Origin of the sequence: Sphingomonas sp. BK036, assembly GCF_004216825.1 — a bacterium.
Taxonomy (GTDB): domain Bacteria; phylum Pseudomonadota; class Alphaproteobacteria; order Sphingomonadales; family Sphingomonadaceae; genus Sphingomonas.
Genome location: NZ_SGXR01000008.1, coordinates 46,858 through 60,304, shown reverse-complemented (window position 1 = coordinate 60,304; position 13,447 = coordinate 46,858). Strand labels below are relative to the sequence as shown.

Annotated in this window: 10 protein-coding genes; 1 reads left to right on the top strand and 9 read right to left on the bottom strand. The window is 67.3% G+C overall.

Annotation, left to right across the window (positions count from 1 at the left end; translation table 11 throughout):
* Positions 1-12: 12 nt before the first annotated feature.
* The 9 genes from EV283_RS17190 to EV283_RS17150 form a co-directional block, all read right to left on the bottom strand.
* Positions 13-1,857, bottom strand: coding sequence for a carboxypeptidase regulatory-like domain-containing protein (locus EV283_RS17190; protein WP_130327497.1), 1,845 nt, complete (start codon positions 1,855-1,857; stop codon positions 13-15).
* Positions 1,854-3,953, bottom strand: coding sequence for a DUF4175 family protein (locus tag EV283_RS17185; RefSeq protein WP_130327495.1), 2,100 nt, complete (start codon positions 3,951-3,953; stop codon positions 1,854-1,856). Before EV283_RS17185 ends, EV283_RS17190 begins: the two co-directional genes overlap by 4 nt.
* Entirely contained in the window at positions 3,950-5,077 is a 1,128-nt protein-coding gene (locus EV283_RS17180; protein WP_130327493.1) for a BatA domain-containing protein, read from the bottom strand. The genes EV283_RS17185 and EV283_RS17180 overlap by 4 nt, the downstream gene beginning before the upstream one ends.
* Complete coding sequence (locus tag EV283_RS17175) at positions 5,074-5,973, bottom strand: DUF58 domain-containing protein (RefSeq protein ID WP_130327491.1); 900 nt, start codon at positions 5,971-5,973, stop codon at positions 5,074-5,076. The genes EV283_RS17180 and EV283_RS17175 overlap by 4 nt, the downstream gene beginning before the upstream one ends.
* On the bottom strand, positions 5,966-6,967 hold the full coding sequence (locus tag EV283_RS17170; RefSeq protein WP_130327489.1) for a MoxR family ATPase: 1,002 nt from the start codon (positions 6,965-6,967) through the stop codon (positions 5,966-5,968). Before EV283_RS17170 ends, EV283_RS17175 begins: the two co-directional genes overlap by 8 nt.
* A gap of 33 nt (positions 6,968-7,000) precedes the next feature.
* Positions 7,001-7,696 (bottom strand): DUF4159 domain-containing protein, encoded by a 696-nt coding sequence (locus EV283_RS17165; RefSeq protein ID WP_130327487.1) that lies wholly within the window; start codon positions 7,694-7,696, stop codon positions 7,001-7,003.
* 70 nt (positions 7,697-7,766) lie between these two features.
* Entirely contained in the window at positions 7,767-9,101 is a 1,335-nt protein-coding gene (locus EV283_RS17160; protein ID WP_130327485.1) for a TldD/PmbA family protein, read from the bottom strand.
* A 16-nt stretch (positions 9,102-9,117) separates the two neighbouring features.
* A complete protein-coding gene (locus tag EV283_RS17155) occupies positions 9,118-10,752 on the bottom strand; it encodes a TldD/PmbA family protein (RefSeq protein WP_165391829.1) in 1,635 nt (544 codons plus the stop codon).
* A 222-nt stretch (positions 10,753-10,974) separates the two neighbouring features.
* A complete protein-coding gene (locus EV283_RS17150) occupies positions 10,975-12,579 on the bottom strand; it encodes a sodium/sugar symporter (protein ID WP_130327483.1) in 1,605 nt (534 codons plus the stop codon).
* A 137-nt stretch (positions 12,580-12,716) separates the two neighbouring features.
* Here EV283_RS17150 and EV283_RS17145 point away from each other — a divergent pair, with 137 nt between their 5' ends.
* On the top strand, positions 12,717-13,430 hold the full coding sequence (locus tag EV283_RS17145) for a FadR/GntR family transcriptional regulator (protein WP_130327481.1): 714 nt from the start codon (positions 12,717-12,719) through the stop codon (positions 13,428-13,430).
* The last annotated feature ends 17 nt before the right edge of the window (positions 13,431-13,447 follow it).

Genomic DNA, 13,447 nt, shown 5'->3' with positions numbered 1-13,447 from the left:
AGCGAGGCGAGCCTAGTATGGGTCCCGGCTCACAATCTCCGTCTGTCTCTCGAATACCGGCACGCCACCCCGGCCGATCCGCGCGCGCTCGAGCCACCAGAGCAGCCCGGCGACCAGCAGCCAGCCGATGAACCACGGCCAGGATGGTCCGCGACGGTCTTCGACCGTCCCCACGCCCGTACGGTCGCCGGGTCCTACCAAACGGAGCGTCCCGTCGCGACGATCCACCGCACGAAGGCCGGGCAGCGCGTCGGCCGGATAGACGTAGAAGGGGCGGGCTGCAGGGCCTGACACACGGTGCCAGCCGGCAACATCGGGCCAATAGCCGGCACAATCGGCAGCCCCGGTCGCGGGATCGACGAGCGCGCGACCTTCGCGTCCTCCGGCATCGGTAACGCTGATGGACCCAGCGCCGCAGATCGTCATGCGCTGGCCTGCGAATGCCGGAGCCTTTATCCGCACAACCGGACCCGCCTGGCGACGCGCGACGGCGGACACGAGTTCGCTCCAGAGCTGGGCATGGACGTCGCCATGCCCGCTGGTGACGAGCGCGAAGCTGTCCTGCAGGCTGACCAACGCGACCTTGCCGCGTCCGCTGCCCCGCGATGCCGCAAGGACGGTGCCGCGAATGTCGCGAAGGACAGGCATGCCCCCGGCGATGGTCACCGCCTGCCGCGTGAGTTCCGGCACGGTGTCGCGCGCGCCGGCGATCGACGCGGGGGCGTCGCGCGTGCCCGGACCGCGCCGCGCGGCGAGCGCATCGTCGCTGGGCGCGTCGGCGCGCAACGTCACCGGCGCGACGTCGGCCGTGCCGCGGGCGCTGAGACCAAGGACCTGCCAGCCGCGTGGCACCGGCGCGGTGATCCGCACGACGAGGCCCATGCCGCCCCGTACCGCCGCCGCGAGCGCCTGCCGCCCGCCCGTGCCGAGCCCGTCCCAGGCGCGATCGTCGAGGATCACCGCGTCGACCTTTGCAAGCGCGGCCATGGTGAGGGCAGGCGGCGTATCGGCGAGCGACGCGCCGCCGCCCACGTCGACGCGGACCTGCGGCGCCAACCCCGCATCGGTCGCCCAACGGCGCAGATATTTGACTTCGGGCCCCGGTGCCCCGGCAAGGATCAGCACGCGAGCGGGTGACGAGGCCGGGACCCAGACCGGTACCGATGCCTGCTCGACCAAAGCGCGCGATCCGTCGCGCAGACGCAAGGTGAATAGCGCCGTTCCCGCGGCCCGGACGGTGCCGGAAAGCGCAAACTCGCCGGTCGGTCCGATCGGTTGCGTATCGACGATCCGCGACGCTGGATCGACCAGTTCCGCCGATCCGCCCGCGAGCCCCCCGGCGCCCGCCGTCACCGCGAACCGCGCGCCTGCCGCGATCGGTCCGGGCGGTTGCAGCGCGATCAGGCCGTGTGGCGCGCGTGGCGCTTCGAGGCGCACCGCCAGTCCCGCGGTCGCCTGCCGATCGCGCGGTTCCAGACCCGAACCGATGATCCGCAGCGCGCCGGCATCGGGATAGCGCCGGACCGCCGTGCCGAGATCAGGCAGGTGCTCGGCGCCGACCACGCCCGACGCTTCGGGTAGAGAGATCAACCGCTCGCCCACTCCAGTCGTGACGAAACGGGGCGCCCCGGCCGTCGCAATGACGAGCGTGCCCGTCGCCTTTCCGGCGCTCGCGGGCGGGAACAGCGTATAGTAGAGCAACAGGCCGGCGATCGGTTGCAACGCCAGCAACGCGGTGAGGCGCCAGCCCCGTGCGCGCAACGATGCCGGGGCACGCCGCTGCCACAACAATAGTCGCACCCAGCCGAGCACGACCGCAAGCGCCAGGATTGCGGCAACGCTTTGCGCGACGGTCATCGCAGCGCGTCCAGATACCGGCGGCCGACCGCGTCTCCCGCCGGCCGTCGGGTCAGCCCGGGTGTCGGCCGTGGCAACGCGCTCCAGAGCGTACCGCGCAGCTTCGCACGGCAGGCGGCGCATGTCGGATCGCGGCGGACCGTATCGATCGCGGCGGACAGCGCGAGCGGATCGGGCACGCGCGCCTCGTTCGCGCGGAGCCAGCGCGCCAGTGCGTCCAGCCCGCCCGCGTCGCTGCGCGTATCGGGTGCCGCCCAGATCGCACCAGGCGTCGCATCGACCGGGTCTGCAACGGTCGCGCCGAGCGTGCTCGCGGCCATGTCGGAACGGTCACCCGTCAGCCTGCGTGCAAGATCGACCGGGGGCAGTTGCGATCCGGTCCGCGCCAGGAAGATGCGCGTCGCTTGCTGGACCTGTTTGATGAACCGCAGCGCCTTGTACGCGAACGGCAGCGCGCGCCCGGGGTCGCCCAGCCGGAGTGCGGTCTCGGACTGGCGCATATTGTCGAGCGCCTGTCGCAACGTCGCGCGCGTGCCGGGATCGAGCAACGTCGCGGCCTCGGCTTCGTCGTGGGTATGCCCGTACGTCTCGACGATCGCGCTCTCCTGCCCGAATCGCGGCGGCGCAGTGGGCGGTTCGCCCGCATGCTCGTCTGCCGGCGGCGCGGCGCCTTCTTCCGCGTCGCTGGTCGGCATCGCGTTGGTCGCGCCACCGCCGACTTCCTCGCCCATGAACTGGCCATAGCGCATGCGCAAAAGGCGCTGGTCGTCGGCGATCGCGGTCGAGCGGGCGAGAAAGCGGTCGGGCGCGGGGCGGGGGCGCTCGGCGAGCAACGCTTCGGCGTCGATGATGACTTGCCGCTGGCTGCTAAAATAGGCGGGCATCGTCCTGCGCGTCATCGCCTCCAGTCCGCTTTCGGCACCGCTTGCCGGTGGGCGGCGAAGGATGACGCTCGGGCCGACGACGCGGTGCGGCGACGGTGTGCGCCCGTCGGCGACGGTGAGCTGCGCGACGAGGTCACCAGGTTCGGTAAAGCCGGTTCCTTCGAGCGCGATGGTCGTCGCGAAGATGCGGCGGCGAGAATTACCGGTCCCACGGACCGCCACGGTCCGCTCGCTGAAGCGGACATTCTCGCCTTCGCCCTGCGCGACGACGAGGCGGAGCGATGCCACGGCCTGCACGCCGTAATCGTCGGTCGCCTCGAACGACAGCGACCAGCTGCGCTGGCCGGGGGACATCTGGATCAGCGTCGCGCTGGGCGAGACGAGGCGGATTCGCGGGGGCTGGTCGACGACTACGTCGATACGGTGGAGCGGCGGCGCGGGTTGGCCGCCTGCCGCGACGACGCGGTAGAGGAGCGATCGGTCTGCGGTCCGCGTTGCCGTCCATGTCGCGCCCGATCTGGAAAGCGCGGTGCGGCTTGCGTCGAGGACGGCGATCACGGCGGCAGCAGGATCGGGCGTGAAGGCGAGCGTCCATTCGAGCCGCGAGCCCGCGGGAACACGTGCGTCGAGCGTGCCGAGCGCGCGCGGGGGCAGGCCGGTATAAGCGGGCGGGAGCACCGTCAGGCGCTGCGCCGTCAGCGTAGGAATGCCCGGTCGAGCGACGCCTTCATGCGCCGGCGACAATGGTTCACCGGATCCGGCTTGGTCGGGCCAGAGCGCGATCGCGGCGAGGACGGCGGCCGCGACCAGCCACAGCGCGACCGTCGCTCGGTGCGATCGCGCGCGATACAGCTCGGGCACCGGTTCGCCGGCCAGTCGCGCCTCGACCCGGGCGCGTTGCAGGCGTTGCAGCGGAGTCAGCGATGCCGGATCGGCAAACAGCAGGTCGCTACTGTCCTCCACGTCGCTTCGCGCCGCATCGATCGCCGCGATCAACCAGCGGCGGTCGTAACGGCGCGCGCGCTTCCGGGCGGTCAGCGCTGTCGCGATGGCGCCGAGCACTGCCAAGGCTAAGCCCGTTGCTGGGTTCGCCAGGCGCCAACCCAGGGCCGCAACGAAAATCACGATCGGCGTCGCCAGCAGCGCGTCGTCGCGCATCGATCGCGTTCGCGCGGGCCTCGCCCAGTCGGCGATCGGCGTTTCCACGCTCATGGCGCGATCGCCCGTTTGGCGCGGGTCGCGAGCCAGCGCTCGACCAGCCAAGCGGCGGCGATGGCGAGCGCGAACCAGGGCCGGAGATCGCGCGACTGGCTTGCTGGGGCCAAGCCGCCGGGGAGCGGCCGGTACGCGCTCGCCTCGACCCGCGTTGGCGGTGGCGCAGGTGCGAGAAGCTCCGCGAGCGCTTTCGGGAAGGCGGGTTCTTCAAGCGCCGGCATCGCGATCGGGTTGAGCGGTTGCACCAGCCGCGCAACGCGCCCCTTGCCCTGCGCGCGCGTTTCGACGAGCGGTCGGCCCGTCTCGTCATACCATGCCGAGACGGTGGCGCCAGCCTCGATCACCGTATCGCTGGCAACGAGCGCCGTGCCGTCGTGTTCGACCCAACGGGTGACGGCGGCGGGCAGGGGACCGCTCGCCAACCAGATCAATGCCGTCGTCGTCTTCGGTACAGCGCGCGCGGGACCACCGCTATCGATCGGGAGCTCAAGAGCGGCGGCTGCAGCCCGGATATAGCGTGCGCCGGTCGCATGTGCGGTGTCGGTGCGAAGCGCGAAGCGGAGCGGCGACGGAGCGGGCTTGCTCGCCGCCACGGCGCCGGGAACGATATGCCAGCGCACGCGGTGCGACACACGCGGGCGTTCGGCATCCGCGCCGTCGAGCATGGCGGGGACGACGATGGTCAGTGGCGTCGTCGCAGCGGTCTGCGTGTCGAGCTGGCGGACCAGACTGCCGATCGGCCCTGCGCGCTGCGAGGCGGGGGTGTCGATCGGGGGGAAGCCGGGCGCCAACCATATCGCGCGAGCCTTTGCATCGCGGGCGACGGTCACGGGGTCGACGCCCGGCGCAAAGGCGATCACGGGCGTCGCGTCCTGCGTGTTCAGAAGCTCAGGTCCGGCCAGAAAAAGCGCCATCAGCGCGAGCAACAGGATCCGGACCGCGAGCAACGGCAGTTCGTCGAACTTCGGCCGATGGCGCGGGCGCGGTTTCTGGCGAAGCCAGCGTAGCGCGGCGAAGTCGGTCGGGCGCTGCTCGGTCCGGCGCGCGAGATGCAGGACGAGGGGGACGAGAATCGCACCGAGCGCAGCCAGGCCGAGCGGCAGCAGCAGCGTCGGCGTCATTCGCCGCCAGCCCGGTTGCCGGCGCGGCCGAACAGTCGCTGCAACGGCGTGTCGAGCGGTTGGTCGAGGACGAGGTCGGCGTAGCGGACGCCGGCCGCATCGAGCGCGGCGTGGAGGCTCGCCTGCGCAGCGCCGAACCGCCCGAGATATTCGGCCCGCAGCGCGGCACCGTCGCCCAGCAGTTCTTCGCCGGTCTCGGGATCGCGAAACCGGTAGCCGCCGTCATAGTCGAAATCGCGTTCGCCGATCGTCAAGATCTGTATCCCGAGCACTTCGCGCCCCGCCGCCGCCAGCCGACGCGCGAGATCGAGACAGGCGGGGTCGAACCAGTCCGACACGATGACCACCAGGTCGCGCTGGCCGATGCGTTCCCACAGCGGCGCCAAGGCGGCATCTTCAGGGAAACCGCCCGCCGCCGCCAGGCCGTGGAGGTCGAGGTGGAGCCGGTCGCGGTGCCTCGTGCCACTCGCCGGACGCGTGAGAGCGAGACCCGTGTCGCGCAACGCGGCGAACGCGAACCGGTCGCCTTGCGCCAGAGCCAGTTCGGCCAGCGCGGCGACGAGGCCCTTGCCCGCATCGAGCCGCGAAAAACTGGCGCGGCGCGCATCGACCTGCGCCATCGACGCGCTCGCATCGAGCAGGATCCAGAGCGCGACGGGGCTTTCCCGCTCGGCCTCGCGGACGAAGAAGCGATCTGAGCGCGCGTAGAGCTTCCAGTCGATCTGGCGCGGCTCGTCGCCAAACTCGTACGGGCGATATTGCGCGAATTCGAGGCCGGTGCCGCGGCTATGGCTCGCATGCAGCCCGATGCCGCGATCCCCCACTGCACGCCGCGCGATCAGCGACAGTCCCTTCAACCTGTGCCGGACGTCAGCCGGTATCAGCGTTTCAGGCACCCGGTCCTCTCACCGCGCCGACGAGCCGCGCGACGACCTGGTCCGGGCTGACACCCTCGGCCTCGGCGGCGAACGACAGGATCAGGCGGTGGCGCAACACCGGTGCGGCGAGCGCGAGGATGTCGTCGCGCGTCGCCGCAAGCCGCCCCTGGAGCAGCGCCCGCGCCTTGGCTGCGAGCACCAACGATTGGCCGGCACGCGGGCCCGCGCCCCAGCGGACATAGGTGCGGATCGCGTCGGGCATCCCGTCGCCGGGTCGGCTCGCGCGGACGATCCGCGTAATCCAGTCGAGCAGGTCTTCGCCGAGATGCACGTCGCGCACCCATCGGCGCAACACCAGCACATCCTCCGCGCCAAGCACGCGCGGCACCGTCGCGGTGCGGCTGCCGGTGGTCTGCGCGATGATCGCGCGCTCCTCCGCCTCGCTCGGATAGTCGACGCGGACATGGAGCAGGAAGCGGTCCAGCTGCGCCTCGGGCAGCGGATAGGTTCCGGCCTGCTCAATCGGGTTCTGCGTCGCCAGCACGAAGAACGGGTCGGGCAGCGTATAGGTGGTGCCGCCATAGCTGACGGTGCGCTCCTGCATCGCCTCGAGCAGCGCGGCCTGCGTCTTGGGCGGCGTGCGGTTGAGTTCGTCGGCCAGCAGCAAATTGGTGAAGATCGGGCCCTGCTGGAAGCGGAAATGGCGCTTGCCGGTGCCGTGATCCTCTTCGAGCAATTCGGTGCCGAGAATGTCGCTCGGCATCAGGTCGGGCGTGAACTGGACACGGCGGAAATCGAGCGCGAGCGCCGCGCCGAGCGATCGCACCAGCAGCGTCTTGCCGAGTCCGGGAACGCCCTCCATCAGGCAATGGCCGCCGGCGATCAGCGCGATCAACAATTGCTCGACGACCGCGTCCTGCCCGACGATCGCCTGGCCGATCGCGGCGCGAAGATCGCCGAGCTTGGCCAGTTGCGCGGTGATCTGGGTCTCGGAGACGTCGGTTTGGGTCATGTCGGTCCTAAAAGCATACTCGGGAGGGCCTGGTCAGACGGTCAGCGCGTACATGACGATGTTGACGCCGAACTTGGTATTGTCCTGCGCGAGAAAGCGCTTGTTGCGCCAGTCATAGTCCCACTCGCACCCGTAATCCTTGTTGCTGTACAACAGCCCCAGCCGACCATCGATCGTGATGCCCTTGAGATAGTCATGGACGAGGTCATCGCCCCAGCCGTTCAGCTCGAACGTCGTCGCAGGGGGCCCCGTGAACTTGAAGAAGCTCGTATAGATCGGATGCCTGGGCGGCAGCTTCTGGAGTGCGCGGGGACCGAAGATCTTGGTCATCTGACGTTCGAAGGACTGCGCGAACAGGCCGTCAATGTCGTGGTTGCAATCGTCGACCAGGACGAACCCGCCGCTTCGCACATAGCGTTCGAAGTTACGCCGTTCGTCGGCTGAAAACTCGACCAGCTTGTGCCCGGCCATGTAGCAGAATGGCGCGGTCAGCATCTTCGGATCGGCTAGCGCGACGACGCGCTCCTTCGGGTCGACGCGCAAATTGGTATAATCGATCAGCGCGGTAATGATATTCGACGGCATCCGCTGGTCGACGTCCCAGTCGCCGGATTGATAGCGCAGCCGCGTGAACCAGAAGTCATATGCGCCGGCCGCGGCCGCCGCACGCGGGAGTACCGCAGCGGCGAGACCTACGCCCATCAGTTTGAGGAAGTCGTGGCGCGTCATGGCGTGTCGTGGCCGTCTCGTACCACCACCCCGGCCACGCCGGGGTGGTGTCGTTGAGAGGCGGGCAAGATCAGACCGCGTCCGACAGCGAGGTAAAGGTGAAGTCGCGCAGTTTCATCGGCGGGATCATCATCACCAGCGAACTCTCGTCGCCCGCCACGCGCACCGGCTTGCCCAGTTCGTCGATGTTGTTGAGCATGATGACCGGGCTCTCGTTGAAGCGGAAATTCTTCACCGGATATTTGATCTCGCCATTCTCGATGTAGAAGGTCCCGTCGCGCGTGAGGCCGGTCAGCAGCACGGTCTGCGGATCGACCATCCGGATGTACCAGGTGCGCGAGACCAGGATCCCGCGCTCGGTGCCGCGGATCAGGTCGGCGGTCGACTTGGTGCCGCCCGCCATCAGCAGGTTGCCCGGCGATCCGACCGCGCGCTTGCCCTGCTTCTGCGCCCAGTAGCGCGAGTAGTTGAGGTTCACGATCTTGCCGTCCTTGATGATCGGCATCGCCTCGCGCGGCAGGCCCTCTTCGTCCCACGGCATCACTGCGGCGCCGGGCGCCCAGGGGTCGGCCGTGAAGTTGACGCGCGGATCATAGACCTGTTCGCCGACCTTGTTGCCGCCGCCCTTCTTCGACAGGAAGCTGCGCCCTTCGTCCGCCTGACGCGCATCGAAGAAGTTCATCATGAAGCTGATGAGCCCCGCCGCCGCGGCGGGTTCGAGGATGACGGTGTATTTGCCGGGCTCCAGCGCGCGCGCGTCGACCGAGGCGGACGCCTTGCGGATGCCGGTGCGGATGTCGGTCGAGGGGCTGAACGCGGACGAATCCTGCAGGCTGCGGCCGACCCAGCCGGACCCGCGACCGTCTTCGGACCGGACCGTGCAGGTGTAATCCATCGACGACGCGCGCTGATACCCGAAATTGCCCTTGGAGTTGGCGAAGGCGACGTAACTCTGGCCGTCCTGCAGGAAGCCCGCGGCGATCAGCTTCTCCGCCTTGCACGCGGTGATCGAATCCCCGGCGACCTTGGCGCGATATTTCGGATCGATCGCGGCGGTCGCGGCGCTGAACGTCGGCGAAGGCTTGTAGACCTGCTTGGCGACCGCGGGCACGAACTCTGGGTTCTCGGGTGCCAGCCGAGCAAGGTCTTCGGCGCGGCGCACGGCGCGTTCGAGCGAGGCGTCGTCGAACTGGTTGATCGTTGCGGTGCCGACCCGCTTGCCGAACGCAACCTGCACGGCGAGATCCGAATTGGTGATCACGCCGCTGGTCGAGATGTTGTTCAGCGCGAACCGGATGTTGCCGTCGATCGAGCCCGTCAGCTGCGCGGTGCATTCGTCGGCCTTCGACAGTGCGACGACCTTGGCGAGGATGGCGCGCGCCTGCTCTTCGGTGAGGATGCTCATGACTTGTGTCTCCCTATCAGCCGAGCGAGCGGGCGGTGTTGATGACGTTGATGCCGTTGAAGCGCGCGGTCGAGGAGCCGTGGCTCACCGTCGACACCTGGCTCGGCTGGCCCTTGCCGTCGAAGAACGAGCCTCCCATCCGGTAGTCGCTGGCGTCGCATACGCCGACGCATGCGTTCCAGAATTCGGGGGTGCGGATCTGGTAGGCGACGTCCTCAATCTGCTGGGTGATCTTGCCGTTCTTGATCTCGTAGAACAGCTGCCCGCCGAACTGCGCGTTGTAGCGCTGCTGGTCGATCGAGAAGCTGCCGTCGCCGATGATGTAGATGCCGTTTTCGACGCCTGCGATCATGTCGGCGACGCTCTGCTTCTTCTTGCCCGCCTCGAGGCTGACATTGGGCATGCGCTGGAACTGCACATTGGCCCAGTTGTCGGCATAGCAGCACCCGTCCGATGCGGACTTGCCGATGATGTGCGCCTGGTCGCGGATCGCCTCGAGATCGACCAGCTTGCCGTCGCGGATCAGGTCCCACTTCTTGGTCTTGACGCCCTCGTCGTCATACCCGACCGCGCCGAGACTGCCATATTGCGTCTTGTCGGCAACAATCGAAACCTCGGCGCTGCCATACTGGAACCGCTGCTTGACCTTGTCGAGCGTCACGAACGACGTGCCGGCATAGTTAGCTTCATAGCCGAGCACGCGGTCGAGCTCGAGCGGATGGCCGACCGATTCATGGATCGTCAGCCAGGTGTGCGACGGATCGAGGACCAGATCATATTTGCCGGGCTTGACGCTCGGCGCCTTGAGCTTCGCCTGCGCCTGTTTGGCGGCAGCGATCGCGTCCTCCTTCATGTCGTAGGACAGGCCGTAGTTCACGACGCCGTTGGGCGAGACGAACTTGCCCGAGGCGGCGCCGTCGAGATATTCGAACCCCATCCCCATCGGGGCGGAGAGGCCTTCGCGGGTGCGGAACTTGCCCGTCGCCTTGTCGATCGCGGTGACCGTCAGCGGCGCCCAGATGCGATGCACGTCCTGGTCGATGTACGATCCGTCGCTCGAGGCGAAGTATTTCTGCTCGTTGACCAGGAACAGGATCGAGTTGACGAAGCTCGCGCCGGCATCGGTGGCGGCGGCATTGACGCCGAGCAGCAGGTCGACCTTTTCCTTGAGCGGGACCGCCATCGCGTTCTTCTTGACGGGGGTGCGCCACGACACCTCGCCCACGCCGGGCGTCGGCGCGAGCTGGACCGGCGCCGTCTGCGACTTGGCGTTGGCCTTGGCGATCGCGGTGGCGAGCTTGGCGGCGTTGGCGACCGCGTCGACGGTCATCTCGTTCGAGGCGGAGAAGCCCCAGGCGCCATCGGCGATGACGCGGACGCCGACACCGGTCGATTCCGTGCTGACGACGTTCTCGACATTCTTCTCGCGCGTGATCACGAACTGGCGAAGGTACCGGCCGACACGGACGTCGCAATAGCTGGCGCCGGCACTCTTGGCGGCGTTCAGCGCGGCGTCGGCGAGGCGCTTCTTCACGGCGACGTCGATGGTGGAAACAAGCTCCTCGGCGGCGATCGCGCGCCCGAGAAAGGTCGGCAAAACGCCGCTGCCCAATGCCAGGCCGCTTGCGGCCAGGAAGTCCCGTCTGTGCAACGCCGTTCCCCCAATATCGCCCGCGAGTATCCTCTGCGTGGCACGGTCCCTGATCCCGGAGACTATGACCGAGGTTCGATCATACCCAGTCCGATAGCCGGATCATCGCGCGCGTTTCGGCAAACGTCAACACGGTGTTTTACAAGACTGCTACAGCTGGTCGGGCGGGCCTATGCGCCGCTCGGCAGCGCCGATCGTCACGCCCGACGAACGCCCTCATCCTCACCACCACGTTGCGTAGAGGGCGGCGAGGATCATCACCACGCCGATCGCCGCGACGTTAAATCCGCGCGTCGTCCTATAGTCGAAGTCGCGCGTAACGATCCGGTTTGCGGCGCTCGATTGCGGGCGGATCAGCGAAACGATCACCGCCAGTACGAGCGCGATGACAAACACGATCAGCATCCGGTCCATGAACGGAATTTGGGGTGCTGCGTATTTCAGCAGGAGCGAGATTACGAACGATGCGACCGCGCCGATCAGCGCACCCGCCTCGGTCGCGCGCCGCCAGAAGAGCCCGAGCATGAAGATCACGACGATGCCAGGCGTGAAGAACCCCGTATATTCCTGGATATACTGGAACGCCTGATCCGACTTGCCGAGCAACGGCCGGGCAGTGATCATCGCCAGCACGATCGCGACGGCGGCGGCGATCCGCCCGACCTTGACGAGATTGCGCTCCACGGCAGGATCCGCCGCCTGTGTCGAACCGTCCTCCGCGAACGACGTCGTGCCACGGCGCTTGGCGTAGAGATCGAGCGTGAAGATCGTGGCAATCGAATTGATTTTGGATGCCGTCGAGGCGACGATCGCCGCGATCAGCGCTGCGAAGACGAGTCCGAGCAGGCCGGGCGGAAGCAGCCGCATCATCGTCGGATACGCCTGGTCCGGCTTGGCAAGCGCAGGGGCGAGGATCACCGCAGCAATGCCGGGCAGGACGATGACCAGCGGCATGAGCAGCTTGAGGAAAGCGGCGAACACGATGCCCTTTTGCGCTTCGCCGAGCGACTTGGCGGCGAGCGCGCGTTGAATGATATACTGGTTAAATCCCCAGTAGCTCAGGTTCGCGATCCACATGCCGCCGACCAGCACCGAGATGCCCGGCAGATCCTTGTAGAATGCATTGTCCTTCGACAGGATCATGTGAAAATGGTCGGGCGCCTGCCGCGTCAACCGGTAGAAGCCACCCATCATCCCGGTATCGCCGCCGAGTTCGCGGAGCGCCAACGCGGAGACGATCAGCCCGCCTACGACCAGCAGCGTCACCTGGACGATGTCGGTCAGCGCAACCGCCTTGAGACCGCCTTTCAACTGGTACAGCAACGCGAACAGGCCGAGGCCGACGAGCGCGGCATCCTGGTTGATCCCGGCGACCTGGTTGACCGCAATCGAGCCGAGCCAGATGATCGAGGTGAGGTTCACGAACACGTACAGGCCGAGCCAGAATATCGCCATCAGCGTGCGGATCGACGGGCCGTAGCGCTGTTCGAGGAACTGCGGCATCGTGTAGATCTGGTTGCGAAGGAAGATTGGCAGGAAGAATTTGCCGACGATCAGCAGCGTGAGCGCCGCCATCCATTCGTACGAGGCGATGGCCAAGCCGATCGCATAGCCCGAGCCGGCCATGCCGACGATCTGTTCGGCAGAGATGTTCGCAGCGATGAGCGACGCGCCGATCGCCCACCATGGCAGCGATTTCGACGCGAGGAAATATTCGGAACTGTCCTTCGCCTTGCCGCCCTTGTCGCGCGACACCCACTGCGCGAGGCCGAATATGCCGATCGCATACACGATGACGACGATCAGATCGATACCGGACAGGCTCATCCACATTCCCCTTCCATCCGGTTCCCGTCATTTACAGGCCAGAGGCTCAAAATTTATACGACAAATCTGGAAAGTCTAGCGTACGCTTCGGCGCGTGACTCGGTGACGGCGTTGCGCCAAAACCTTCGGAAATCGATATGACAGACAGCGAAAATTCCCCCGTTTCAGCCTTGCTTAGGCGCAACCTGACTCATGGCATGCTCGATACGCTCGGGCGCGCGATCGTGACGGGCCGCTATGAAAGTCGCCCATTTCCCACCGAAGCGGAGATCGCCAAGACGCACGGCGTCAGCCGGTCGGTCACGCGCGAGGCGGTCAAGATGCTGACCGCCAAGGGGCTGGTCAGTGCACGGCCGCGGCAGGGGACGGTGGTGCAGCCCGCAAGCGCCTGGAACCTGTTTGACACCGATGTCCTGCGCTGGACGCTGGAGCGGAAATTCTCGGTCGAACTGTTGCGGCATTTCAATCAGCTACGCGTAGCAATCGAACCCGAGGCGGCGGCACTGGCGGCACGGTTCGGCGATGAAGCCGACTTCCTGGCGATCCGCGCAGGACTGGAACAGATGGAGGCGGGAGAGGCGGGGCTGACCGATCCACTCGAGGCGGACATCGCCTTCCATGTCGCCATCCTGCGCGCATCGAAGAACCCGTTCTACGCGCAGCTCCAGACGGTGGTGTCGACCGCCTTGCGGACCTCGATCCGCTTCACCAACAAGATCAAGGGGCGGTCCGCGAACATTCCGGATCACGCTGCTGTGGCGGACGCGATCCTTGCGCGAGACCCGGTGGCGGCCAAGGTCGCGATGACGCGGATCATCGGCGACGTATTGACGTTGATCGGCGACGAGTAGGGCGCGCCCGGCCGTCG